Consider the following 24,557-nt stretch of genomic DNA (forward strand, 5'->3'; position numbering starts at 1 on the left):
AACGTGAACCGCTTCCCGTTACCTGCTCCCGCTCCGGTAGCGGAAACTTATCACGAAAAGAACCGATTAATAGAAGATATGTTTTGTCATGAAACGCTCGAAGTCTATCAAAAGTCGGTTGAATTACTGAATAGGTTATTAGTGTTATTCGCCTCCTCCCGAACGGTAACAGCTAGATTGTCAACCAGTTGCGCAGCGCCGCCACCTCCATTTGGCGGCCATGCTGTTAAAGCTGGTTTTAAAGGGTTAAACGGTATCGGAGCGGGAGCAGGTAACGGGAAGCGGTTCACGTTCCCGCGCAGGGGTTTTCCATCTAATGTACCCACACTTATCGGTGAGGAACTGAAATTATTAGGGTATTAGGGAGATCAGTTGGCAACACTCATTTGAGCTATCTCAAAGATAACGGCGGTTCCCTCGTTCTCGCGACTAAGGATGCGTAGGTTACTGCCGTGGATCTGAGCTATCTTTGAACAAATAGAGAGCCCGATCCCGGAACCGGTCGTGGCGCGTTTAGTGTTTGAGCCGCGGTAGAATGCCTGTGAAACCTTTTCCAGCTCAGCTTTAGGAATACCGAGACCCGAATCTGAGACCGTAATTCTGATCTTATCATGAGCTGTGTCGACTACAAGCTCAATCCGCCCCCCGTTAGGCGTATATCGAATGGCGTTTTCGACCAGGTTTCTGACTAGACGCTCGAGTAACGGGATATTCCCGGAGGCTAGCGGTAGGCTGGGTGCCAGCTCGCAGGAGAGCGAGATCTTTTTCTCGTCCGCCAGTGGCTTGGCTGCAATAATTGTGTCCATAGCTAGGTCCCCGATTGAGACCGGCTCCATCGCAACAGCGTTGCCTGAGGACTCCAGGAGCGATAGTTGATGAAGATCGTTTACCATATTAGTCGCCGACCGTGTGCTGCGTAGCGCTACCGACATAAAGCGCTTGCTGTCAGCGCCCTGGAGGCGCTCCCCACGCTCAAGGATTGTTTCAAGGTAGCCCTGAACCGAGGAGAGCGGGGCGCGCAGGTCGTGGGAGAGCGCCGCCAGTGAGAACTGCAATCCCTGTACGCGGTAGTAGGAGATAAAGAGCATAATTATGATTACGACAGCTACTGAGATCAGCGCCGTGGCGAGGGCCCAAACGCCGATGCCCCATCCCGCAAACAGCGAATCTTGCGCAGTTAAAATAGGTGCTAATACTACGTAGACGTAGTGATCGCCTCCTTTCAAGCGAAGTTTTCTAACCGAGATCGGGTTAAGACTTCCAATCTGGTGTGGGTCATCCCCTAGGACGCTCTCCTGTGAGCCTTGAAGTGATATGAAACGCTTTGCTGGGCGCAGGTCAACAAACGGCAATTTTGGCCTACCGTAGAGCTCTGGGCTTATGGTGATGATGCCGTGTTGATCAAGGATATAGAGCCGCACAGATCTATTGAGCATAGAGAGGTCGTTTATCACCCTGCGTAGCTCCTGATCATCAACCTGCTCGCTGTAGCGGTGCAGCCGTTCGGCGAATAATTGGGAGATATTTCGATTGGCCAAAGTCTCAGAATTTAGCAATGCGTTACGAGATAATAGGACGCTCGTCCAAACCTGAAATCCGACTGTAGTGAGCGCCAGCAGTGCGAACACAATCAACAGTTTCGTTGAGATAATAGATCGGAATCCACGCAGGTATAGCCTAGCAACGTGGCAGCGCTCACGCAGCAATTGCCTGCTGGATTTAAGCAGCCCTAGAAACTGCATCGCTCTTACCTATGCACTTATATCCAACGCCCCAGACCGTTTGAATAAAGGTCGGATTAGTTGGGTCAGGTTCAATCTTGGAACGTAATCGGTTGATATGGGTGTTTACCGTGTGCTCGTACGCACTTGAGGAGTATCCCCAGACGGCGTTAAGTAGGTGCTCACGGGTAAAGGCCCGGCCGGAGCTCTTTGCCATATAAAACAGGAGATCAAACTCGGTGCTAGTTAGTTCAAGCTCTTTGCCATGTAACGAAACGTTACGGGAGCTTGGATTGATAGTTAAGCCTTCGATGGTGAGCGCTGGCTCCAGCCGTTCTGGAGACGATCCGCTTCGTCGTAGCAACGCCTTTACCCGCGCGCAGACCTCGCGAATACTGAAGGGCTTCGTTACGTAGTCATCGGCACCGATCTCTAGACCGATTATCTTATCGACCTCCTCGCCGCGGAAGGTCAGCATTATGATCGATGCGCGGATATTACGTTTGCGGATTTCACGACAGATCTCTATTCCGTCGCGACCGGGTAGCATCACGTCGAGCATAATCAGGTCATAGGCATCTGTAAGGGCTAGTTCGAGCCCACGGTTCCCGTCTGCGGCATAGGTTACCTTGAGTCCAAGATCCTCAAGATGGAGCGTTAGGAGCTCCCCTATATGGTGATCATCATCAATAACTAGAACTCGAACCAGGGCATGACTCATAATAACCTCAAAGCTAAAACGGAACGTATGAGTATGTTATGGCGATTATCTGGTTGGATGTGCTTAAGCAGGGGAGGTATATGGAGCGGCTGGCCCAGAATAGTTATCAAATAACATAGATTCAGGTGGTTAGCGCGCAAATTTCAAGGCTGAACGGAGCGCCGTACGCGCCGACGAGGAGTTAAAATAGCTGCGGCAAACACAAATAAGATCGGATAAAGGGGCAGCAGGTAACGTGGAAATTTAACCTGAAAGTATCCGGTAGCTGTAAAGAATACGATCATAAAGATAAGGGGGATAATCTCTGAGCTAAAAGGGGTACTCAGCAGCTCGCGCCTAAGCACCTTGTCGACAAACTCCAGGGCCATCTTGGCGCAGGTTACGAGTATACCGAGAGCTCCCACAATAAAGATCGGCCAACCCATCGTGTACCAGAGCATCTGTTTTAGGTGATAAAGATACGGAATCGTGTGTGCATACTGAATCGTATAAGGAGGTCTCCAGAGTCCCTGAACCATCGCGGTTTGCTCACGGGTTTGTCGAGAGAAGGTGTCAAAATCTATAATCGCATACGGCTCCGCTACTACGAAGATGAGGATGCAGAGGCAGATCGCAGCGCATAGGCGTGAGAGCGACTTGGAGAACTTCGCCATAAGCACAGCTGCCAGCGCCAAAAACGGCACAGAGAGTGGGATTAGGGTCGGTAGAGGTGCTAGACGGTAGCCGAGTATACGGGGGTACCCCTTAAGGAATACAAGATAGTCGGTAGCTAAAGTAAGCATGATAGCTGCGAGAGCGATTGCAAGAGATGCCAGTGGGAGCCTCCAGCTCGTTAACCTGCCCCATTCCTTTAAAGTAGAAAGCGAGACAACGAACAGAAGCGGCGCAAATAGAAACACCGAACTAATTTTTGTGGCAGTTGCAAGGCCGGCACAAAAACCAAAGATAAGATAAGATATGAGGGTGCCGTTCTGGTGTGCTTTAATCAGGGCGATAATAGAGATTAAGCTGAGCGTTGTCAGGGTCACATCGCTGGTAAAGAAGCGCGAGAGCTGTAGGTGAAAGACGTTAAGCGCCATCAGTGTGGCGGCAACCAGCCCAACGGCGGATCGGCGATAGAGCAAGATCGCCAGGTAGTATGAGAGAGGTATAGCAAGGGTGCCCATAATTAGGCAGAAGAGGCGCCCAGAGAAGAAGATCCTGTCGTACGAGAACACCTGACCTGGAAAGACGGCGATTAGCTTAGCAAAGCCCCAGGCTGCGTAGAACGAGAGGCTCCCGTATGCAAACGACTTGGGGTTCATATGGTTTTTACTAAGGGCTTCGGTTACCTGCACCATATGGCGCTCGTCTGGATGGAATCCGATCCCGTGCCAGAGCCCAGTAGAGCGCAGGGATGCGCCGATGATCACTAGCAGGAGTATAATTGCGAGATCGATCCGGCGGGAAAATAGCCAGGCTGTTGTGGCATCGTTTTTGAGCATGGCATAAAGGTAGCGCCTCGTTGCCAGTATGTATAGTAACATTTTTTATAACTTTGTTACGGGGTAGCGAGAGCAAAATCTGCCCTCGCCAAACTCCTCAGAACGGTGAAGTATAGAGGGGTATGAGAATCATAGAATATATACGCCACCATCTGCTTCATATCTGCCTCCTATTTGTGTTGGGGTACGCCGCTATTTACGCGACGGCCTTCGTCCGTATCTATTTTATGGAGCACCCATACCATACGTCATCTGCCTGGATGTTGGAGAATTTCGAGAAAGGAAGCAGGGTCGTCGGGCCACATTGGGATGATGAGCTGCCGATCTCAGTTCCTGGACAGAAACGTTCCCCGGATCTCTTTGTAGTCGGGGGAGGCGAGAGAAAGCTTCCGCTATATGAGCCCGAGACTAGGTCCAAGTTAGACTTAACTCTTCGTCGCATAAGTCAGAGCGACTATATCGTGTTTCCTACCCCGCGCATGGCAGACTCACTGCCCCGTATTCCGGAGGAGTTTCCACAGACCAACGCATTATTACAATTACTGTGGGGAGAGAAGCTCGGATTTAAGTTGGTAAAGAGCTTTAAGAATCGCCCAGAGCTGTTAGGGATTACGTTCAACGACGATCTCGCTGATGAGAGCTTCTCTGTATACGACCACCCTAAGGTGACCGTATTCCAAAACATGGAGAAGCTTTCGAGCGAGGATCTGCGTAAGCGCATAGATGATAAGGAGATCTACGGCACCCTGCCAACTATGAACGAGATGCTCCTTATGGACGAGGGGGGCTGGGTGGGAAAGGCCCCTGGCTGGCTGACCGGCAAGGTTGCACCGTTGTTATTCGCCCTCTTTTTTATACAGGTTATCGCACTTAGCTTTTGGGCGCTTGTAGGGCCAGCACTTCCGTTTATGCGGGATCGTGGTTTTGGATTAACTCCACTGCTTGGTCTGATCTTCTCAGCGGGGCTGTGCTGGATCCTCGCTCTCGTTCATATCGCTCCGATTACTACCTCAACCTGTTATGTGGTTGTGGCGCTGATGGTGTTCGCCGCATGCGTGAGGCTTATTTGCAACTCAAAGGCTAGGGCACAGTTGTCCGAGGCTTGGCGTAATCACGGGCTTCTGGCCGAGCTAGGGTTTATCGGTGGGGTGTTGGTTGTCTGGGGCGTATGGGTGTTTGACCCGCAATTCTTCGTTCTAGGTCAGCAGATCGACGGGGCATATCTGCAGTATTTTACAAGAAATGAGGTCGTTCCACCACTAGATCTGATTAATCCGGCCGAGATTATGAACGGGTTCTATTTTGACAGGTTCGTGCTGGGATGGTTCCTGAAGGGGGTTGGGGTTAGTGGTACGTTTGGATTCGAACTGTGCCTGCTGCTGATAGGCGGCATCTTGGGTGCGGCGCTTTACTCTATCGTAACAACGGTCTGCTCAAAGCGAGCGCTGGCCTCCTCGGTCTCTCTGGTGCTCCTTGTGCCGGTCGTTCTGATGGTGCTTGTTGTGCGTGAGTCCAGGCAGAGCGGCCCGGTTGTTCAACATGAGCTGTTCAATACCGAGCAGGCGAGACTGATGCAGTGGCTCTCCACCAGGGTAGTAGGTGCACCGATAGTTATTGATGCCTGTCTGCCAATAACGAGCTCTGGAGTGCCCCTGGCGGCTGGATTGCCGGCATTCCAACGCATATCTGGAACGGTAGTACCTGCGGTGGGGTCGGAGCAACCCCTGTGTAGCTTTCGGGATCCGCAGAGTATTTTTGATGCCATGATGAAGTATGGAGCGAACCTCTTTATAGTTGCTAGCGCTGATGTGGCAAGTGTTGGTCTTGATGCGCGCCCTGAGCTTTTTGCCAAGATCTATGATAGACCTGGGGTGCAGGTCTTTGCGCCGGCCTTCTCGGATCTATTTAGAAACACCCCCAGGTTATAGTGATGGTCCGTATCGGTATGCAAGCTGAACAATATATGTCTCAGCCTAAGGACGCTCCGCAGCAGGAGAGTCCTCAGGGGGTGACATTTCCGAGCTCTAGTGGATCAAATGAATCCTTTGATGGCATGCCACGTAACGCTAGTACGCCCTGGTGGGTAGCGACCTCGTTACTGCTTATTATGGCGGTGGTATTTGTAGCGGCGTGCATATTGCACTGGGAGAGCGGATGGCAGGGTGGAGTGCGCGCATTCGCTGAGGCTGCCATGGTAGGAGCGCTTGCGGACTGGTTTGCTGTTACGGCGCTCTTTCGACGTCCGCTTGGCCTGCCCATCCCGCATACGGCGATTATTCCGGCTAATAAGGGACGCATCGGTAGAAGCCTAGGCCTCTTTGTACAGAAGAACTTTCTCTCAGAACAGATCCTGGGTGGGGAGATGGTCAATATCTCAGCTGTTTTAGCGCGCTGGCTTGGGATTGTTGAAAACAGAGCCCGTATCGTTAGGCGGGTTAGGGAGCTAATACCGCAGGTGCTACAAACCCTTAACGAAGATGAGATTAGACACTTCGTGGATCGACAGGCGGAGGATTTCATCAGTCGTATCGATTTCGCGAAAGCAACGGGAAGAATCCTGCGTCTATTAACGACAAATGGGATGCATGAGGTGCTGCTTGATGAGATCGTTCAGGAGTCACATGTATTTTTCAGGACAAACAAGGAGTGGCTGCGTAATCAGCTACGCGAGGCGAGCCCGTGGTTTATTCCGGAGTTCGTCGATCGCAGGATCTTTGATTCTATAGTTGCTCGAACTGAGGACACCTTTGGAAAGGCGGTCTCGGATAGAAAGCATGAGTTGCGGCTCAGGCTGCATTCAGCGCTGATAGTTTTTATCGAAAAACTTGAGCACTCTGAGGATTTGCAGACCAAGGCAGCTGCCTTTAGGGAGACGCTTCTAGCTAGTGATGTATTTCGTGTTTATATCAGATCGGTCAGAGATGCCGTAGTTGAGGAGATTCAGGGCGACATTAAGCGCGGTGATTCAACCCTGGTGGCTGCAATGGAGCGCGCCCTCACACACATGGTAATATCGATGAGCAGCTCGCCTCAATTGCAGCACAAGCTCAATCGACTAATCCGAGGGGTTTTGCGAGCGGTGCTTGGAAATCAGAGCACCCATGTTGCAGATCTGATCTCTAGGACTATCGACGCGTGGGATACAAACACCCTCGTTTCTAAGTTAGAGGAGCAGGTTGGGTACGATCTGCAATATATTCGCATTAATGGCACACTGGTGGGAGGATTAGTAGGGCTTGCGCTCTACGCTCTTGGGCGCTCCTTGTAGAGCGTTACGGATATTAGTTAATGAAGATAGGGTTAAGGATAGAAATAATGATAAGGCGCATAAACGGCGAACGGGGCGGAAACCTAATAGAGTATATGTTTCTCGTTCTGCTTGTACTGGTCTGTGCTATAGTAGCATTGAGGGAGTTCGGAGCACTTCATAGCCCTCCCCTTAATGATGCTTCGGCGGGCTTGGCTGGTGAAGTCCCTGCACCTGAGGAGGCGGACCAGGCGGAGTAGAGATATTAGTATGTAGTGTGAGTCCGCGCTACTTTCTATTAGCGTAGAGCTTTGCAACAACGTCCCAGTTTACAACGCTCCACCAAGCATCAAGATAATCAGCTCTGCGGTTCTGATAGTTAAGGTAGTATGCGTGCTCCCAGACATCGACGCCGAGGATCGCGTATTTGCCCTCCATAAGAGGGTTGTCCTGGTTGGGGGTTGAGACGATAGCCAGAGAGCCGTCTCGGTTTGCTATAAGCCAAGCCCAGCCCGAGCCGAAGCGACCTAGCCCAGCCGTTTTTAGTTTTGCCTTAAACTCAGCGAAGCTGCCAAATGTAGCATCAATCTCCTTGGCGAGGTCACCGCTAGGGGTGTCACTCCCGTCCGGAGTCATTAGGCTCCAGAAGAACTCGTGATTCCAGTGTCCGCCGCCGTTGTTACGAACCGTTGTACGAATAGTCTCCGGCACCTCATTAAGGTGTGTAAGAAGCTCTTCCAGCGTTCTGCTAGCAAGCTCGGGCTGATCCTTTAAGGCGTTATTGAGGTTGGTCACGTAGGTAGCGTGGTGCTTACCGTGGTGAATCTCCATAGTTTTAGTATCGATATGTGGCTCAAGGGCATTGGTAGTGTAGGGCAGGGGCTTAAGTTCGAATGTCATTATGAGCTCCTTAAAGGGCTGCAGCAGAGTCTAGCTAGCAGTAATCTGTATAAATTCTAGCGTGCCTAGTAAGACGATGCAAGAAGAACTTAAGCTCAGTTGCTCTGGAGGTTGGGCAGATCTGGTAGCTTGGTAGAGGTGCGGTGGAGCGCCTTAATTATCCCGTGCAGAACGATAGGTTGCTCCTCGGAGGTAGCACTTTTAGACTGAATGCTTTGTACATGTATGGGGCCTAGGTGGTGGTACGGAATAGAAAAAAGAGGGGTGGTATCCCCTATAGAGCGTAGATACTCCACTCGCGAATCTGTAATGGGGCAGCACAACACCCCTGGCAGGGTGATCTGGAGCTCTTGACGAAGCCTTTGAATGAAAGCTTCCTCAGGGAGCTCAATAAGTATCTCGCCACCGTGGTGTCTGACTGAGAGGGTGGTTGGCATCTTAGATCTAAATTCCCCTGTAACTATTCACCCCAGTATAAACTTGTCGGTGGTAAAAAGGATTCGATCTTGCGATCGGCCCTAAAGACCCACCCTTTCTTGTCGTCCCCTGATCGGAGACGCTTATTTTGGGGTGACTATTTATTATTTTCACCCCACTTTGCTCCGCAAATTCGCCCCTTTATAGGGGCTAACGCACACGGATCTGAGCGGGTGAATAGTTGCAATTATCCTATATACTATGAGCTCTTACTAATCCTAATTCAGCACGAATTTTGTAGTCGGTTTACACCCTACAGTGCCACCCGACATCAGGTTATTCCTGGCGGTGGTTATCGTGCCCTTATCGTTAGCATTACAGCCTAAGACGAGAACATTATCAAAGAAATTATTCTCTGATAGCGAAATTCACGATTCTTTTCTGGCCTCAACGGCAACTCGGGCAAGGCGAACTACTCTGAGTTACTAGGAAATTCTGAGAACTGCCCTATTTTAACTATCAGCACTTGAAGTTCGAATAAATATATATTATCGTATAACTACGATATACGATATACGGTATAATCATGGCAATCTCTAAATCAGACGAATTTGACGCCCGAATAGCCTCATTGGCTCGCTACGCTAAGGCACTGGCACACCCAGCTAGGCTAGCCATTCTCGAAACCTTGGCGAAAAAGGCGACATGTATCTGCGGGGAGATTGTTGAGGTACTTCCACTTGCTCAATCAACTGTTTCACAGCATTTGAAAGAATTAAAAGAAGCGGAACTTATCACAGGCAAAATTGACGGACTCAAAAGCTGCTACTGCCTGAACCCAGAAGCGATTGAAGAACTAGAAAAGCTTTTTGGATCGTTAATGAAAAATCTGAACAAAGGACTCAGTACGAAAAAGTGTTGCTAGGAGACAATTATGAAAGACGCTCAAGAACTTAAATCTATTGTAAAGCAAAAGTACGGTGAAATAGCTCAGAAATCGCTTGAAGAGCTTGATGGATCAACTTGTTGTGGAACTCAATGCTGTGGCGGTGAACCTTATGACTTAACTAGCTTTAATGACGACTACACCAACCTCAAGGGATACAACAAGGAGGCTGACCTTAAACTTGGATGTGGCGTGCCGACAGAAGTTGCAGCGATTAAGTCTGGTGATACAGTTCTTGATCTAGGGTCCGGTGCGGGTAATGACGCATTTGTTGCTAGAGCTATAGTGGGAGATAGCGGCAAAGTTATTGGTGTTGATATGACTGAAGCAATGATCGCTAAGGCCGAAAAAAACACTATTATGCTCGGTTACACGAACGTAGAATTTCGGCTTGGTGATATCGAAAACATGCCAGTTCAAGCAGATTCAGTTGATGTAGTAATCAGCAATTGTGTTCTCAACCTTGTTCCCAACAAGAAAAAAGCATTCAGTGAAATTTATAGGGTGTTGAAACCAGGCGCTCATTTTTCTGTTTCAGATATTGTGCTCACCCGAGAACTGCCTGAGGGGCTTCAACAGGCAGCGGAGATGTACGCAGGTTGTGTTTCGGGCGCAATTCAACGCACAGATTACTTAGGAATAATTGAGAAGACAGGATTTCAAGAAGTTCAAGTCAAGGTTGAAAAACCGATCTGGTTACCAAAAGACGTCTTATTAAAGTATCTTTCGCCGGAAGAAGTCGAGAAATTTACCAGTAGCGATGCGGCAATTTTAAGCATCACAGTATACGGTGAAAAATAAAGACGATCTTTTACGCCCCTCTGGGGGCTTTCGGCTGCGGCACGTCCTCGTCGCGTGATAAATCACGCGAGAGCTCGCAGATTCGATACATGTATGATGAGTCTTTCCCCACCTTAAGGTGGGGGATGGGATGGCGGAGCCGACGGGACTCGAACCCTATAAGGAGAAAATGCTGCGCTAGCTCGCATTTTTTGCTAGTTGCTTTACGTGCCTTTAGGCCGACGCCCCTCTGGGGGCTTTCGGCTGCGGCACGTCCTCGTCGCGTGATAAATCACGCGAAAGCTCGCAGATTCGATTACTGTAGGGATTCGATTTTTTGGTCCTCAAGGACCAAAATGGCGGAGCCGACGGGACTCGAACCCGCGACCTCTCGCGTGACAGGCGAGCATTCTAACCAACTGAACTACGACTCCGTGTGCTGCTTAGGACGCAGCTAAGAATGGGATAAGTACCTAAAAATCATCCATAAGTAAAGCTCCAGGCGGAGGGCTTTTTTCGCATTATGATTGACTGCACAGGGATAGGGTGAGAAACAAGGGGGTTACGGCTTTTTAAAAGATGGTGGGCGCAGCTCTAGCGCGACCATTTAGCCCGCTAGCTGTGTATCAAAATGGGGTAGTTTGTGTCTGAGTACGATCCTAAAAGCATAGAACAGAAGTGGCAGTCATACTGGGAAGCTAACAGCACCTTTAAGACCGAAGATAGGGGACGCGAGAAGGTCTACGTACTCGATATGTTTCCATACCCCTCCGGAGCAGGGCTCCATATCGGACACCCGCTCGGATACACTGCAACCGATATCTATGCGCGCTTTAAGCGCATGAGTGGCTTTGATGTGCTACACCCGATGGGGTTCGATGCCTTCGGACTTCCCGCCGAACAACACGCCGTAAACACCGGGGAACATCCCTCTATTATCACTAAACAAAGTTGTCAGACCTTCGTTCGTCAGATGAAGCAGTTCGGACTATCCTACGATTGGGATAGGGAGCTCGCCACCTGCACATCCGACTACTACAAGTGGACACAATGGATCTTCCTGCAGCTTTATAACTCCTGGTTTGACGAGACGGTACAAAAGGCACGACCGCTAGAGGAGCTGCCGATTCCGAGCGCCATACAACAGCAGGGAGAATTGGCGCTGCAAGCCTACCAAGCCGAGCATCGTCTCGCATACTACGCATCTGCAATGGTAAACTGGTGCCCAGCACTCGGGACAGTGCTCGCCAACGAAGAGGTGATCGATGGCAAATCAGAGCGTGGTGGTCACGATGTAGTCCGTAAGCCGATGAAGCAGTGGATGCTACGCATCACAAAGTACTCAGAGCGACTGCTAAGCGAGCTTGAGGAGATTAATTGGCCAGAAGCTATCAAAGAGCAACAACGTAACTGGATCGGTCGAAGAACCGGTACAGAGATAACCTTTGCCGTTGCTGGCTCAGAGAGCCCGATCGTAGCCTTTACAACCAGGCCAGACACCCTCTTCGGAGTGACCTTCTTTGTTGTGGCGCCCGAGCACCCACTTGTTGAGGAGCTTACAAGCGCAGAGCAGCGCGCCAAGGTCACGCAGTATCGTGACGAAGCCGCGCGCATGAGCGATTTCGATCGGACCTTCGATAATCGTAAAAAGACAGGGGTCTTTACAGGGGGCCACGTTGTTAATCCCATTAACGGTGAAAAGGTTCCAGTCTATATCGGCGATTACGTTCTGATCTCGTACGGAACTGGGGCCGTCATGGGCGTTCCTGCACACGACGCACGCGATTTTGAATTTGCAAAAACCTTTAAGCTTCCCGTGCGCGCCGTAGTCGTTCCAAGCGATCCCACCGACAGTGTGAAAAGCTCCGTCAGTGAGGGTCAGATTGCGTGGGTAGAAAGCGGTATCATGCTTCAAAACAACGACCCAGTTGCTCAGGAGCTAAAGCTTGAGGGTATCCCTAATAAAGAGGGGGGGGAGAGAATTACGGCGTGGTTGGAGCAGCATAAAGTTGGCAATAAAGTTGTTAACTATAAGCTAAGAGATTGGCTCTTCTCGCGCCAACGTTATTGGGGGGAGCCGATACCGATAGTGCACTGGGAGGATGGTACCGTTAGCTCTCTCAAGGATACTGATCTGCCCCTTATGCTGCCGCAGGTAGTTGATTATAAGCCCTCAGATAGCGGTGAGTCGCCACTCGCTAAGGTTAAGGAGTGGCTCGATATTACCGACCCAGTTACTGGCAAGAGGGGTAAACGTGAAACTAACACCATGCCGCAATGGGCGGGCTCATGTTGGTACTACCTGCGCTTTATAGATCCGAAGAATTCGGAAGCTGGCTGGGATCCTAAACTTGAGAAGAGGTGGATGCCGGTTGATCTCTACGTTGGTGGCGCAGAGCACGCAGTGTTGCACCTCCTTTATGCCCGTTTCTGGCACAAGGTGATGTTTGACCTTGGCTACGTTTCAACTAGGGAGCCGTTCAAGAAGCTCTATAACCAGGGCATGATTCAGGCGCACGCTTATAAGGATACTAGGGGTGCGTTAATCTCAAGCGATCTTGTCTTAGAGAACGAAGCAGGTGTTGCACACCACAAGCAAACTGGGGAGCAGCTTGAACGGATCGTTGCAAAGATGTCTAAGTCGCTTAAGAACGTAATAAATCCAGAGGACGTTATCGAGATCTACGGTGTCGATACGTTGCGCACCTATCTGATGTTTATGGGCCCGCTCGATGCATCTCGTCCGTGGGACTCAAAGGCTATCGCTGGTAATGTGCGCTTTCTTCGGCGCGCCTTCTCCTTTGTAACAGGAGGCAAGGACTCCGGCTTTAGAGATGTTGTGGCTTTAGAGGCTGAGCCAAATGAGATCAAGAAGGGCATTAATAAAGCGGTCAAGAAGATCGGTGAGGATATCGAAGCGATCCGTTTTAATACCCCGATCTCAACCCTAATGGAGCTGCTCAATACTATCGGTGATAAGCCGGTCTCAAAGGATACCCTTGAGAAGCTCGTTTTAGTTCTCTCCCCATTTGCGCCACACCTTGCAGAGGAGCTCTGGGAGCGACTCGGAAATAGCGCCTCAGCGAGTCTCGCGGCCTGGCCGATATTCGACCCTGCGCACGTGATCGACGATGTTATAACGGTTGTAATTCAGATCGGTGGAAAGAAACGGGCAACCATAGATGTCGCACCAACTATCTCAGAGAACGATCTCAGGCTAGCGATTAGTAAGGCGATGGCCAACACAGCCTACAAGATAGCCGATAAAGATCGCTTTATTACGGTCTATGTTCCAGGCACAAAGACCCCTAGACTTGTAAATGTAATAACTGAGGGTTAGTCCGGCTCGGTTGCTATGAAAAATATTTAGATCTGAGGGTTGCTGCTGTCTTCTTGAAGTATAAGAGCCTTTGCGGGTGATATGTGGCAAGGAGACACGCGCAATCCGCAGCGCTTACTAATACCATAGTAGAGTAGCTCTTTAAGAAACAGCTAGGCGAATAACGCCGCCGCCAAAGGCTTGAGCGCCTCAATACAGTTAGCGGTATGCTGCTCAAGAGCAACCTCGATCTCCTCAGAACCTAAGCGCATATCATCTCGGTTACAGCCGCGAGCAAAAGCCTTATCCTTAAATTTTTTCATTACCGAGCGAACCTCAAGGTTATGAATAGATCTGTCGGGACGTACAAAGACGCAGGCTGTGATAAGTCCTGAGAGCTCATCGACTGCAAAGAGGGTTTTATCGAGCAGGGTAACACGGGGTGTGTCGGCATAGTGGGCGTGTCCGAGGATCGCAGTACGAAGATCTTCAGGATATCCAAGCTCTGTCAGAATGGCGTTACCCTTAAATGGGTGTCCATCTGGGCGTACAGGCTCAGGGAACATCTCGTAATCAAAGTCATGCAGTAACCCCGTCAGCCCCCAAAGCTCTATATCAACAGCATGCCCCTCTGATGCAAAATAACCCGCATACCACCGCATGCAGGCTTCAACGCTTAGTGCATGGTTACGGAGGCTCGTTGTTTTGGTGTATTCGTGCAGAAGGGCTAAGGCTTCATCGCGGGTTTTCATATCAGATGCCTCTTATATTATGTGCGGGCCGGGTCGATGGCTAGCGCTTGCGTGCTGTTAGAGAAGATGTCGAGCAGCTTTAAGAGGTTTTGAAGTTGGATATTTTTCTCTACTTCGAGCGTTGGAATAGTGGTCTCAAATACTCGCTCGTTGTTACGCACCGAGATCGAGAGGAAGGAGCCCATCTTTGCTGGATTGGTAATTGAGGGTAGCCCAAAAACCCCCGATTCGTTAATTAGCTGCAATGCCCGTGCGGTGTTGCTGCGGTCTATATTATCGTTCAGGGAGCGTGCTGGAAGGTTCCAGGTGACTGCAGAGGGGGAGCTGCTGCTACCCGAGAGCTCAATGGTGACGTTTAGTTTAAGCTCGCTAAGAGCCAATGGATCGCTCTGCTCGAGTATCGGTGAGGTAGTCTTATACCAGGTGCTAAACGCTACAAGCATATCACTGGCAAGTGGTGGTCGGGTCAGGTTAAAGATTATCACCGCCGCTATTGCAACGGCTGCTGTAACGAGCGCCTGGGTGGAGAGGATTTTTCGCTTTGCCATTATAGGGTAAGGATAGTAGTACCGGTCATAATGGTCAAATTTAACACAACACAGCCGTTACAGTGACTTTTACAGAGACTTTTACACTGACTTATAGCGCCCAGCCTCTTTTTTTTGCCTCAACAAGGAGGATCCCTAGATCGTTTCGTGCTGGGTCATCAAGCACCAACTCCTCAAGCTCCTTGAGCAACACACCCATAGCAGGACCCGGCTGCATGCCGAGCGCTATTAGATCCGTACCGCTGATGGCGAGCTTGCCGTAGGAGGGGCCACGCATGCGCGTCTGCTCACTTTGCAGCAGGGCATCAAATGCCTTAGCCGTTGGACGAAACTCAGCTTCAGGGATTGCAGGGGAGGCATCTGCCTCCTTAAAGCTTCTCCAACGAACGAGGCTCTCTCCAAGGTCTCGAATAAGTCGACGCACACCAGGCGCTCCGCAATCAAGGGGGCGCATATGATGGCGTACAAGTAACGCGATAGTCTCGGTATCATCACGCGAAAAACGGAGCTGCTGCATCCGTTCGCGGGCTAGCCTCTCGCTAACAATCTCGTGTTGATAAAAATGCCGGCTGCCGTCCTCATCTACCGAAAGGGTATGGGGCTTTCCGATATCGTGAAAAACGGCCGCCCAGCGTAGAATCAGATCGGCGGGTGTGCGCTCAAGCACCCACAACGTGTGATCAAATACATCGTGGATATGAAACCTGTTCTGCTCAAACCCAATCGCTGGAATAAGTTCAGGGATCGTTAGAGGTAGAGCTTCAAGCTCTTTAATACAGGCTATCCCTGCCTGCGGGAACGGGCTCAGCAGGATCTGATCTAGCTCAGACTTGATGCGCTCAACGCTGACCTGTCTAAGGAGCTGTACATGTGCCGTAGCCGCACGCAACGTTGCGGCCTCAATCTCTCTTCCCTGCGCGCTACCGAAGCGCACCATGCGCAGAATTCGAAGTGGGTCTTCAGTTAACCTCTCTGTTGCAGCGCCGACGGTTCTGAGGGTCTTGCTTGCAAGGTCTGCTACCCCGTGCAGCGGATCGACGAGGGTTTTTGTACTAAGATCAAAGGCCATGGCGTTAATGGTAAAATCTCGCCCAGAGAGATCCGTTGCAATATCATGAGCAGTGGTATGCCCGGCGCGACCGCTGGGTATGCGGAAGGTCGTTACCTCAATATGAACCTGATCGATCACAAGCAGGATCGTTCCATGCTGAATTCCCGTATCAACGGTGCGAATGTTGTGCTTTACGCAACGTGCTTTGATCTCAGTCGTAGTAAGGTTCGTAGCAAGGTCGAGGTCCGTCCCAGATTCCCCGTAGAAGGCATCGCGCACGGTTCCGCCAACCAGGTAAAGCTCGGCAGGTAGCAGAGCGGTACCCAGCGCCCTAAGGGCGGGCAGCTCAATTAGCGCGCAAAGCGCAGCTGTCGCCTCAACTTGGCTTCGCAAGGGGGTCGAGGAAGATATACCAGGCTGAGGGGATCTTTCCATGTAATCTAATGTTCAATACCGGGAGCCATTCCGGCTTAGTTGGTTTTGCACGAAGCTTCATATGAGCCTCTTTCGGTGTTCTGCCACCCTTCCTGCGATTACAGGCGGCGCAGGCGCATACTATATTATCCCAGGTCGTTTTGCCCCCCTGGCTGCGGGGTACGACATGATCAAGGGTCGCCTCCTTGGCTGTCAACTCGGCGTTGCAATACTGACATTTAAAGTTATCGCGAGCCAGCACGTTGGCCCTTGAAAGGGGAGGGGAGCGCTTCCCAAGCTTAAAAAATCGCACCAATCTAACTACGGCAGGGGCCTTAATTACGAGCGAAACGGAGCGTATATCGTGCTCATACTCCTCAATTACCTCAACCTTTCCCAGAAAGAAGAGGCAGACGGCATTTTGCCATGAAATAACACGCAGGGGCTCGTAGGACGCGCTTAAAAGAAGTACTGGACTCATACCGTTATTGGGTAATAGAGGGTCAGGAACAACGATTCGGCACTATACTTCTAGTATCAATAGTGTCGCTAGGTTATGCAAGGACGTTGTTGAGCAGGGCATAACCAACCGAAAAAACATCCATTTTATGGCTCGGTTAGCTTGACACATCGAAGCCTTACCTCTATTTTCCACCTCTCGCAACGCAAGGGGGCCAGTAGCTCAGCTGGTTAGAGTACACGCCTGATAAGCGTGAGGTCGGTAGTTCGAGTCTACCTTGGCCCACCAGATGTGTTCCTATGCAAATTTTGGGTACAGCCCAGATTTGCAGGTGGAAAGCGTGTGTTGCAAACTGTTCTTTAATCGTGGGCCTGTAGCTCAGTTGGTAGAGCACCAGCCTTGCAAGCTGGGGGTCCAGAGTTCGAATCTCTGCAGGTCCACCACGATTTCCCGAGCTATATACTTCCATCTGTATAGTTCCATCTGCATAATTCCAGTCGCATTATTTCCACTATCTAGTTTCCACCATCTAGTTTCCACTATCTAGTTTCCGCACTGGCTACGCTGTAGCTGCTCACGCAGATCCGTTGCTCTTTGTTCATCAAGTTTTTCGTGGCGCACCAGGATCTGGGTTACCGTCTCAGCACAAGCAAGGAACCCGGCATGACCGCCACTAGCTCTCCAGCGCTCGGTGTTACAGGGGCAGATGCTCTCGACTAAGTTGCGAGGGGTAGTGCTAGGAGCCTTTTCAGAGGTACTTCCGCGCGAACGCTTAGGTTTAGTTTGAGTTTTAGTTGCGGCAGTTTGTGCGAAACTATCTGGTGAATAGTCCTCATAATCGTCGTAGTAACAGGTATTATCTTCGGCGTTATCTAGGGCGTTTCTAAGATCCGAGATCGACTTGCGATCAATCATGCCGATCTTGGCGATCGCCTTGAACCCAAGCAAGAGCTTGCGTCGGCCCCGATTAAAGCACTGGTGGCACCCCTCTTCAGAGTCTGCATCAAAGCAGATATCAGCCACCGCATTAGCAGCGCTATCTGGAGATAGGTAGACCCCATCTGCAAAGCAGGGGAGTTGATTTAAGGCATCTGATACATCATCGAGCGAGCAGGTTTCTTGGGACCTGGCCTCTGTAATGCTGAGGCATCCGATCAGAGCAAAAGCGATGAAAGTACGTGCGAGTTTAGGTTGATACTTCATACGGAACTCCTTTAAAGCTAGGTGGGAGATGATCCCTTTAGAAGCTTTCTTGGCAATCTTCGGGCCAAGCCAGAAGAGGCTAGGAACCTCGTATAGTTAGCGAATCTGGGCTCTGCAAGGTAGGAAGCCGGATTCCCTTAGGGCTGCAAAAAGTAGGTGATAAAAGGGGATATTCTGAATCCATCTCTGATTTATCGGGAGGGGTATAGGATCACCACCATATAGTAGGGTGCACTTATATTTGAGTAGCAGCGCATACGCTTGAACATTCAGCACTAGCCTAAATACTGGGGATCTTCGCATGTTAACAAGGTCGTCGTTTGTCAGCTCGCGGTTAAATTTCTTGTCGCCGCTCTCCATCTTTATCTTTTCCCTTATTTTTTCTGCACCCATCTCCTTCGGCACAGTAGAGGCGCAGGAGGTTCTTTCAATAATCACAGAACCTGAGAATGGAACATCTCGGTGCGATAGGCAGATAGATCTCTCCAGCGACATTAATCGTGATGGCGTTAACGATATCGCAGAGATGTATATCGATACCAAGGGGCTCTGGCAGGTGGTATTTTATGATGCGATACGCGGCACCGTTCTGAGAAACTTTTCTGATAACTCATTGGCGTGCGGTTATGATAGCACATTTAGCGTTGGAGACATTACCGGTGATGGGGTGCCTGATGTTGTTCTAGGAGAGGGTTATTATTACCACGACTACGTTTCCGGGACAGGGGCGTGTGTCCTAGTAAAGGATGGAGCAACGGGAGCTGAGATCTATAAAAGCCAGGCTGAATTCAATGGATCGGGGTGTGGTGCAAAGTTGCAGGTGACTGATCTAGATCGTGATGGTCGGAGCGAGCTTATCGTTATGGAGCGAGATGCCTTTGATGGTGGAGCGTTATTTGTTTTAAAGTACGATCCAGCTCTCCAAACCCTTACGCAGAGCTGCAGAGCTCTCGTTGATAGAGAGTCATTAGGATCGATCACATCTTTTTATGCCGGACCTGATAGTAATGGGGATGGTTATGGAGATCTCTTTATAGGGCTACCGGAGGCGAGCTCAAAAACTGGCATGGTTATGGCCATAAACGGTCGAACATGTCAGGAGTTAAAACGGATCGATGGTCCTGCAGTGGGCGCAGAGCTCGGTCTGAAGATATTTGCAACCGGGGATGAGAACGGTGATGGAAGGGCTGAGTATCAGGTCCTCGCTAAAGCTCTTCTCTTTACAGGGAGGGGCTCAAATGGAGATCTCTATCGAGCTAGCGCGGTCAAGGCTGATTATACAAATCAGTTTTCAGGTTCCGGAGATCTCAACCTCGACGGTGTTCTAGACCTTGCCAGGCAACCAAACTATGGAAGAAGCTCCCAGATACTATCGGGAGCTACCGGGGAGGAGATCGGGCATATAGGGGATGAGGCTTTTATCGAGAGGATCGGTAAGATGCTGAATGTGAGTGGATATGACTGGCAGAGGTATGTGTCTATCTATGGAATAAACTCCCATCACCGCTTTGATATTAATCGTGATGAGATTGCAGACCTTCTGACACTTGTTTCTATCCCCATTTATAATAATGCGACAGCTCAGAGGGACTATCGGCGCTACTTCGTAGCGCTCTCAGGGGCCTGCCCGATTCAAGCCGAGATGAAGATATTGGCACGCGATGGTTGGGCGGTAGCCGAGGGTGCTAATCGTATCGAGATATCAGCCAAGGTGTGCGGTAAGTCCTCTCTCCTTGGTGCGTATAAGTTAACGCACGGTGGAACGCTCTTTACCCCACATGACGATGGCAAGGATGGGGATAGTATCTCTGGTGATGGTATCTACACCTCCGCAGTAACATACGGCATGGGAGCTCAACCCATCTCGATAGTTGGCAAGGTGTTAAATGAGGTGCTGATACCGGTCTCTGTAGCTCAGAGCGTAATAGCAGTGAAGAACTATGTCGTTGCGGCGGTGCCCTACGGATGGATCGACTCAGAGGGGGGTGCTGATATTCCGCTTGTGTGGAATAGCCCTACTACGCAGATATCGGCCCCCTTTCCGATTAAGTTCTATAACGGCAGATACAGTGACCTATGGGTCTCAAGTCAGGGCTATGTTGGCATAGGGGAGAAGGTTGATCTGGACATTAGCAATCAACGACTCCCCAGCGGTAAGATAGATAAGGAGCGTATGGTAGCGCCCTTTTGGGGCAACATTGTGGCGAACAGCAGCGCTCGACTTAGTTACAAGACGATCGGCACACCGGGTACCCGACAGTTCGTTATTACATGGGAGGGGTTTGGATATAGTAACTATAGAGAGAACCCCTCTAGCCTCTCCTTCCAGGTTAGCTTTGATGAACAGAGCGGAGCGATCCGGATGAACTATCGTCAGACCTGGGCGCAGCTTGGCTCATATGCCGCTGGTGCTGGCGCCACCTCTGGGCTGCAGGATAACTCCCGACTTGGAAAGACCTTCGCGCATAGTGAGCCTAGCCTGCCCGATCGCACCTCAATTATCTATCTGATACCTGGGGATGGTAATGGAGGAGGAGGAGGAGGTGGTGGTGGTGGTGATAACGGCGGCGGTGATAACGGTGGCGGTGGAGGTGATAACGGTGGTGGCGATAACGGCGGCGGCGGTGGCGGCGGTGATAACGGCGGCGGCGGTGGCGGCGGTGATAACGGCGGCGGCGGAGCTACTCCCCAGAACTTAAAGGTATCGCTCGCAATTGTACGCTCTCCAAAAACCGCTAGTGCAACCATGGATCTTTTGACTACCGATCTCAACACCGGTGGATTGGCTGATATAAGTGCCGCACAGTGTGTATTCGACTTTTATGCGACCGAAGCTATAGCATCAAATAAGATCAGACTTAAGTACGTAGCCTCAATGGCAGCGGGAAGTGGTCGGGTATCTAAGAAACTTACAAAACTTGCCGGCATAACTCGCAAGATGGTGCGGGACGCTAAGGGAAAGCAGCGCGATATGAAGGGATATCTGCTGGCACAGCTTAAGTGTCCCAATCAGGCAAATATAAACTCTAACGTTGTGACGGTTGCCTCTAGCAGCACCCGCATACCTGGATTGCAGATAGGGGCCTTAGCGTGGCTTAAGCGGGTGATTAAGGCCGTTACGAGCTAACGCTCTTGGCAGCACGACGGATAAGCTCCTCGGTTGTAACACCGGCCAGGATAACTGCGCCGATAATTGCAAACTCAAGTTGCGTTGGAATATCCAGCAGCACGATAGCGTTACGGAGCACCTGCATCAGGGTAGCTCCGATAATAACTCCAAGGATGCTCGACTCTCCACCCCGCAAGCTGCATCCACCAAGCACCGCCGCCGCAATGGCGTAAAGCTCATAGAAGTTTCCGAAGTCCGATGGTTGTGCTGAGTTAACGTCTAAAATAAAAAGCACGCCGCCGAAACCAGCCAGCAGCGAGCACGCAACGTATGCCCAGATCTTCGTGCGGTCGGTGTTAACGCCGCTGTAGCGTGCTGCGACCTCGTTACGACCCACGGCGCGTAGGTATAGTCCGTAACGGGTGCGGCTCATCACTACGCTACTAATGATAGCCACTATCAGGGTGATAAATACGACATTAGGAACCTCAAACGGTAACAGCCCAAGCCCAGATAGCTTTCCGGTAGCAAGAGCCCTTAAGCTCTCAAACTGCATGCCGAACCCCTGCGTTTGGTCGCCGGTAATGCCGCGCGCCAGACCCCGATAGAGTAAGAGCCCACACAAGGTTACGATAAAGGGCTGGAGTTTTAATTTCGTTATAAGGGTGCCGTGAAAAGCACCAAGAAGTGCCGCCAGGATTAAGAGAAAGATCAGCGCCAGCGGCCACGACCAGCCGTGATGCACAACAAGCCACGGTAATATAGTGCCGATTAGACACACTACCGAACCTATTGAGAGGTCGATACCAGCACCTGTAATTACAAAGGAGACCCCGATACTTATTAAGGAAAAAAGAGCGGTGCGGCGCAGCAGGTTCTCGATATTGGTCGGCGCGAGAAAGCGATCGTTTAAGAGATAGGTACATAGGCAGGCTACAAAGAGTAGAGAGATTAGGCCGATATTTTTCTTCATATGGCTATCCTTGATTGTGGTGAGGCTAACGCCATAATTGCATGTTCAGAGAGCTCTTCGCGAGACAGCTCGCCCCGCAACTGCCCATCACTTATAACTAGCACCCTATCTGCGAGGCCAATAACCTCCTCAAGCTCGCTCGATACGAAGAGGATCGCTAGCCCCTTTGCCGCAAGCTCAAAAAGAATTGAATAGATCTCTCGGCGCGCCCCTACATCAACCCCACGCGTCGGCTCATCAAGTAGTAGCACCTGGGGATGAGTAGCAAGGCACCGTCCAAGCACGACTTTCTGTTGATTTCCACCAGAGAGTTTATGTGCCAATTGCTCCGGACCGCTACACCGAATGCGGAGTGATTCGATGCAGCGTAGCGCTATCTCCCGTTCCGTTTTTTTCTCTCTAAAGATTCCATTGCCGCCCTTTGTAAGCATAGAGATGATAACGTTATCGCATAGCGAGCTCTCGGCGATAATTCCCTGCTCCTTGCGGCTCTCAGGCAATAGCGAAATTCCTAAGGCACTGGAAGTAACGGGGGAGGGTGCGCTCAACTCTTTACCACAGACCCTGATCGTGCCGCTGACGGGGGGCGTTATGCCGAAGATACCCTCAAGGATCTCCGTTCTACCCGAGCCGATTAGACCAGTAATCCCTACTATCTCACCTGCTCGCACTGTAATATCGCAGGGGGTATGTCGAGGGGAGGCTCTGAAGTTTTTTAGCTCTAGCGCCGCTGCTCCGATCGGACGGGAATGATAGCCGTAAAGATCCTGAATATCCCGTCCAACGATCATATGAATTAACTTATCGCGCTGAAGCAGCGGTGCTTTAAGCTCTCCTGAATTCTTACCATCACGGAGCGCTATGACACGGTCCGAGATCTCTTGAACCTCTGGCAAGCGGTGCGAAACGTAGAGGATCGAGACCCCGTCTCGTTTAAGACGTTTAATAAGCTCTAAGAGCGCATGCGCCTCGGTATCGCTTAGGCTTGATGTGGGCTCATCAAAGATTAGGAGCTTTGCGTCATAGGAAAGTACGCGCGCTATCTCAACCATCTGACGCTCGGCGGCAGAGAGCGTAGAAACTAAACGGTTTGGATTTAGCGTTACCCCGAGGCGCTCGAGCGCCGTTAGGGCCACGCGTTTCATAGCTAGGCGATCAAAGAGGCCATAACGTAGCTTTTCGCGGCCCAGGAGCAGGTTCTCTGTAACGGTCAGGTTCTCAGCTAAACAGAGCTCCTGGTGTACGATACCTATACCGGCATCGATAGCCTCGCGGGGATGGGTAAAATGTACCTCATTGCCAGATAGATGCAGGCTACCACTGTCGGGAGCTACTATGCCCGAGAGGATCTTAGCGAAGGTGCTCTTTCCGGCGCCGTTCTCTCCAACAACAGAGAGGATCTCACCTCTAGCTATTGAGATCGAGACCTCCTCCAGTACGGTGTTGCTACCGAACGATTTTGAGATCGCTGTAGCTTCCAGCAGAGGTCTCATGGTGAAGATAATTTATTACGAAGCTCTTCCCAGAACTCCGCTACGTTAGAGCGATCTATCCGACGGGCCGGAATATCTATAAACTTAGAATCCGGAATAGCAGAGAGGTTCCCAGCCACGAGCTCCTTTAAGAGCCTGACAGATTGGAATCCGTATTCGTACGGGTTTTGCACGATAGTTCCCACGATAACGCCGTCCTTAATACCCTGCAGAGTTTCATCCGCCTCATCGAACGAAAAAACCTTGATCGTACCAAGCTTATTATTCTGCTTAAGAGCCTCAAGGCAGACTGGAGCGTTGTATCCAAAGAGTCCGACTACACCGGCAAGATCTGGATGGCGCAAGACGGCGTCCTCACAGTTCGCTTTAGCTTTCACCCGATCAAACTGATCCGTTAGGGTCACTACGATTGAGAACTGTTGATATGAGAGGAGCTCCCCAGGGGGATCGTAACGGCTTGAATCAAAGCTACGCCCGAGCACCTCATCAATTACACCTTGCCGACGTTTGCGGGCGTTGTCTTGCTCAAGGCGCCCCACAAAGATGGCCAACTTGCCACCGTTTGGTAGCGACTCCCTAATCAGCTCTCCAAGCATGCGCCCAGCCTGATAGTTATCCATGCCGATATAGGCGAGTCGATTGGTATTAGGGGCATCCGAGTCGTGTGTAATCAGGAGGGTTTTTGCCCCGGTTTCATTAATAAAGCTACCCTGATTGGCCGAATCGATCGGACTAAGTGCTATGCCATCAACCCCACGGATCAAGAGATCCTCTACTATTCTTTTCTGGTCGGCGATGCCCTCAGCCGGCATATGCACAGAGACCCTTACGTTTAGTTGCCGACCGGCAGCCTCTGCGCCCGATTTTGCGATAGTCCAGAACGAAGCCACGCCGTTTGTAATATAGGCGATACGGGGCAGCCCTGACCGATCTGAACTCTTACATGCAGTCAGGCTTATAGCCGTGCCAAATAGAGCCGCAACGGCTACTGCTGAGATAAGGGTTAATAATTTCCGCAT

At 50.7% G+C, this 24,557-nt stretch carries 21 protein-coding genes and 3 tRNA genes; 10 read left to right on the forward strand and 14 right to left on the reverse strand.

Annotation, left to right across the window (positions count from 1 at the left end):
• Positions 1 to 363: hypothetical protein (locus NTV65_08930; GenBank protein ID MCX6115321.1), on the forward strand; the 363-nt coding region annotated here is incomplete at its 5' end.
• A 5-nt stretch (positions 364 to 368) separates the two neighbouring features.
• Here NTV65_08930 and NTV65_08935 read toward each other — a convergent pair.
• From NTV65_08935 to NTV65_08945, 3 genes are all read right to left on the reverse strand, one after another.
• Positions 369 to 1,742, reverse strand: a complete 1,374-nt coding sequence (locus NTV65_08935) for a HAMP domain-containing sensor histidine kinase (protein ID MCX6115322.1) — start codon at positions 1,740 to 1,742, stop codon at positions 369 to 371.
• Positions 1,720 to 2,442 (reverse strand): response regulator transcription factor, encoded by a 723-nt coding sequence (locus tag NTV65_08940; protein ID MCX6115323.1) that lies wholly within the window; start codon positions 2,440 to 2,442, stop codon positions 1,720 to 1,722. The genes NTV65_08935 and NTV65_08940 overlap by 23 nt, the downstream gene beginning before the upstream one ends.
• 143 nt (positions 2,443 to 2,585) lie before the next feature.
• The gene (locus tag NTV65_08945) at positions 2,586 to 3,968 is read right to left on the reverse strand and encodes a glycosyltransferase family 39 protein (GenBank protein MCX6115324.1); all 1,383 of its coding nucleotides are present in this window, start codon (positions 3,966 to 3,968) and stop codon (positions 2,586 to 2,588) included.
• 80 nt (positions 3,969 to 4,048) lie between these two features.
• On the opposite strand from NTV65_08945, the gene NTV65_08950 reads away from it, so the two are divergent.
• From NTV65_08950 to NTV65_08960, 3 genes are read left to right on the forward strand one after another with little or no spacing between them, the layout of a single operon-like run.
• Positions 4,049 to 5,854, forward strand: a complete 1,806-nt coding sequence (locus NTV65_08950) for a DUF2298 domain-containing protein (GenBank protein MCX6115325.1) — start codon at positions 4,049 to 4,051, stop codon at positions 5,852 to 5,854.
• A gap of 35 nt (positions 5,855 to 5,889) precedes the next feature.
• A complete protein-coding gene (locus NTV65_08955; protein ID MCX6115326.1) occupies positions 5,890 to 7,194 on the forward strand; it encodes a DUF445 domain-containing protein in 1,305 nt (434 codons plus the stop codon).
• A gap of 47 nt (positions 7,195 to 7,241) precedes the next feature.
• The gene (locus NTV65_08960) at positions 7,242 to 7,433 is read left to right on the forward strand and encodes a hypothetical protein (protein ID MCX6115327.1); all 192 of its coding nucleotides are present in this window, start codon (positions 7,242 to 7,244) and stop codon (positions 7,431 to 7,433) included.
• Positions 7,434 to 7,461: 28 nt separating this feature from the next.
• On the opposite strand, the gene NTV65_08965 is transcribed toward NTV65_08960, so the two are convergent.
• Positions 7,462 to 8,073, reverse strand: a complete 612-nt coding sequence (locus tag NTV65_08965) for a superoxide dismutase (GenBank protein MCX6115328.1) — start codon at positions 8,071 to 8,073, stop codon at positions 7,462 to 7,464.
• A gap of 95 nt (positions 8,074 to 8,168) precedes the next feature.
• Positions 8,169 to 8,510, reverse strand: a complete 342-nt coding sequence (locus tag NTV65_08970; protein ID MCX6115329.1) for a hypothetical protein — start codon at positions 8,508 to 8,510, stop codon at positions 8,169 to 8,171.
• A gap of 566 nt (positions 8,511 to 9,076) precedes the next feature.
• Between NTV65_08970 and NTV65_08975 the strand changes: the two genes are divergently transcribed.
• Positions 9,077 to 9,415 carry a metalloregulator ArsR/SmtB family transcription factor gene (locus NTV65_08975; GenBank protein MCX6115330.1) on the forward strand — a complete coding sequence of 113 codons (339 nt, stop codon included), beginning with the start codon at positions 9,077 to 9,079 and terminating at the stop codon, positions 9,413 to 9,415.
• 9 nt (positions 9,416 to 9,424) lie between these two features.
• Complete coding sequence (gene arsM, locus NTV65_08980) at positions 9,425 to 10,237, forward strand: arsenite methyltransferase (protein MCX6115331.1); 813 nt, start codon at positions 9,425 to 9,427, stop codon at positions 10,235 to 10,237.
• Between the two features lie 336 nt (positions 10,238 to 10,573).
• Here the strand turns inward: arsM and NTV65_08985 are convergent.
• Positions 10,574 to 10,650, reverse strand: a tRNA-Asp gene (locus NTV65_08985).
• Positions 10,651 to 10,859: 209 nt separating this feature from the next.
• Here NTV65_08985 and leuS point away from each other — a divergent pair.
• Positions 10,860 to 13,556: a leucine--tRNA ligase gene (leuS, locus tag NTV65_08990; GenBank protein ID MCX6115332.1), complete on the forward strand. Its 2,697-nt coding sequence runs from the start codon at positions 10,860 to 10,862 to the stop codon at positions 13,554 to 13,556.
• A 152-nt stretch (positions 13,557 to 13,708) separates the two neighbouring features.
• Here the strand turns inward: leuS and NTV65_08995 are convergent, their stop codons facing one another.
• The 4 genes from NTV65_08995 to NTV65_09010 all read right to left on the reverse strand — a co-directional run bounded on the left by NTV65_08995 (position 13,709) and on the right by NTV65_09010 (position 16,781).
• A complete protein-coding gene (locus NTV65_08995) occupies positions 13,709 to 14,287 on the reverse strand; it encodes an HAD family hydrolase (protein ID MCX6115333.1) in 579 nt (192 codons plus the stop codon).
• A gap of 17 nt (positions 14,288 to 14,304) precedes the next feature.
• Entirely contained in the window at positions 14,305 to 14,835 is a 531-nt protein-coding gene (locus NTV65_09000) for a hypothetical protein (protein ID MCX6115334.1), read from the reverse strand.
• 91 nt (positions 14,836 to 14,926) lie between these two features.
• A complete protein-coding gene (locus NTV65_09005; GenBank protein MCX6115335.1) occupies positions 14,927 to 16,279 on the reverse strand; it encodes an HD domain-containing protein in 1,353 nt (450 codons plus the stop codon).
• The gene (locus NTV65_09010) at positions 16,263 to 16,781 is read right to left on the reverse strand and encodes an HNH endonuclease (GenBank protein ID MCX6115336.1); all 519 of its coding nucleotides are present in this window, start codon (positions 16,779 to 16,781) and stop codon (positions 16,263 to 16,265) included. The genes NTV65_09005 and NTV65_09010 overlap by 17 nt, the downstream gene beginning before the upstream one ends.
• Positions 16,782 to 16,971: 190 nt before the next feature.
• Here NTV65_09010 and NTV65_09015 point away from each other — a divergent pair.
• Positions 16,972 to 17,048 (forward strand) — tRNA-Ile (locus NTV65_09015).
• Between the two features lie 79 nt (positions 17,049 to 17,127).
• Positions 17,128 to 17,203: transfer RNA gene (locus NTV65_09020), tRNA-Ala, on the forward strand.
• 100 nt (positions 17,204 to 17,303) lie between these two features.
• Here the strand turns inward: NTV65_09020 and NTV65_09025 are convergent.
• Positions 17,304 to 17,963 (reverse strand): hypothetical protein, encoded by a 660-nt coding sequence (locus NTV65_09025; GenBank protein ID MCX6115337.1) that lies wholly within the window; start codon positions 17,961 to 17,963, stop codon positions 17,304 to 17,306.
• Positions 17,964 to 18,264: 301 nt separating this feature from the next.
• Between NTV65_09025 and NTV65_09030 the strand changes: the two genes are divergently transcribed.
• Positions 18,265 to 21,090, forward strand: a complete 2,826-nt coding sequence (locus NTV65_09030; protein MCX6115338.1) for a hypothetical protein — start codon at positions 18,265 to 18,267, stop codon at positions 21,088 to 21,090.
• Here NTV65_09030 and NTV65_09035 read toward each other — a convergent pair.
• The 3 genes from NTV65_09035 to NTV65_09045 are packed head-to-tail and all read right to left on the reverse strand — an operon-like array spanning position 21,080 to position 24,557.
• A complete protein-coding gene (locus NTV65_09035; GenBank protein MCX6115339.1) occupies positions 21,080 to 22,045 on the reverse strand; it encodes an ABC transporter permease in 966 nt (321 codons plus the stop codon). The genes NTV65_09030 and NTV65_09035 overlap by 11 nt on opposite strands.
• Complete coding sequence (locus NTV65_09040; protein MCX6115340.1) at positions 22,042 to 23,538, reverse strand: sugar ABC transporter ATP-binding protein; 1,497 nt, start codon at positions 23,536 to 23,538, stop codon at positions 22,042 to 22,044. The genes NTV65_09035 and NTV65_09040 overlap by 4 nt, the downstream gene beginning before the upstream one ends.
• On the reverse strand, positions 23,535 to 24,557 hold the full coding sequence (locus tag NTV65_09045) for a sugar-binding protein (protein MCX6115341.1): 1,023 nt from the start codon (positions 24,555 to 24,557) through the stop codon (positions 23,535 to 23,537). Before NTV65_09045 ends, NTV65_09040 begins: the two co-directional genes overlap by 4 nt.

Source organism: Pseudomonadota bacterium (assembly GCA_026390555.1).
In the GTDB taxonomy this organism is placed as follows: domain Bacteria; phylum Bdellovibrionota_C; class UBA2361; order UBA2361; family OMII01; genus OMII01.

Excerpts from the sequence above, each read along its gene's own strand:
- NTV65_09045 (MCX6115341.1), bottom strand. The coding sequence starts at position 24,557 with ATGCGGAAATTATTAACCCTTATCTCAGCAGTAGCCGTTGCGGCTCTA.
- NTV65_09040 (MCX6115340.1), bottom strand. The coding sequence starts at position 23,538 with ATGAGACCTCTGCTGGAAGCTACAGCGATCTCAAAATCGTTCGGTAGC.
- NTV65_08955 (MCX6115326.1), top strand. The coding sequence starts at position 5,890 with ATGTCTCAGCCTAAGGACGCTCCGCAGCAGGAGAGTCCTCAGGGGGTG.
- NTV65_09010 (MCX6115336.1), bottom strand. The coding sequence starts at position 16,781 with ATGAGTCCAGTACTTCTTTTAAGCGCGTCCTACGAGCCCCTGCGTGTT.
- NTV65_09000 (MCX6115334.1), bottom strand. The coding sequence starts at position 14,835 with ATGGCAAAGCGAAAAATCCTCTCCACCCAGGCGCTCGTTACAGCAGCC.
- NTV65_08935 (MCX6115322.1), bottom strand. The coding sequence starts at position 1,742 with ATGCAGTTTCTAGGGCTGCTTAAATCCAGCAGGCAATTGCTGCGTGAG.
- arsM (MCX6115331.1), top strand. The coding sequence starts at position 9,425 with ATGAAAGACGCTCAAGAACTTAAATCTATTGTAAAGCAAAAGTACGGT.
- NTV65_08940 (MCX6115323.1), bottom strand. The coding sequence starts at position 2,442 with ATGAGTCATGCCCTGGTTCGAGTTCTAGTTATTGATGATGATCACCAT.
- NTV65_08970 (MCX6115329.1), bottom strand. The coding sequence starts at position 8,510 with ATGCCAACCACCCTCTCAGTCAGACACCACGGTGGCGAGATACTTATT.
- NTV65_08965 (MCX6115328.1), bottom strand. The coding sequence starts at position 8,073 with ATGACATTCGAACTTAAGCCCCTGCCCTACACTACCAATGCCCTTGAG.
- NTV65_08950 (MCX6115325.1), top strand. The coding sequence starts at position 4,049 with ATGAGAATCATAGAATATATACGCCACCATCTGCTTCATATCTGCCTC.
- NTV65_09030 (MCX6115338.1), top strand. The coding sequence starts at position 18,265 with ATGTTAACAAGGTCGTCGTTTGTCAGCTCGCGGTTAAATTTCTTGTCG.
- NTV65_09035 (MCX6115339.1), bottom strand. The coding sequence starts at position 22,045 with ATGAAGAAAAATATCGGCCTAATCTCTCTACTCTTTGTAGCCTGCCTA.
- NTV65_08945 (MCX6115324.1), bottom strand. The coding sequence starts at position 3,968 with ATGTTACTATACATACTGGCAACGAGGCGCTACCTTTATGCCATGCTC.
- NTV65_09025 (MCX6115337.1), bottom strand. The coding sequence starts at position 17,963 with ATGAAGTATCAACCTAAACTCGCACGTACTTTCATCGCTTTTGCTCTG.
- NTV65_08995 (MCX6115333.1), bottom strand. The coding sequence starts at position 14,287 with ATGAAAACCCGCGATGAAGCCTTAGCCCTTCTGCACGAATACACCAAA.
- NTV65_08975 (MCX6115330.1), top strand. The coding sequence starts at position 9,077 with ATGGCAATCTCTAAATCAGACGAATTTGACGCCCGAATAGCCTCATTG.
- NTV65_08960 (MCX6115327.1), top strand. The coding sequence starts at position 7,242 with ATGATAAGGCGCATAAACGGCGAACGGGGCGGAAACCTAATAGAGTAT.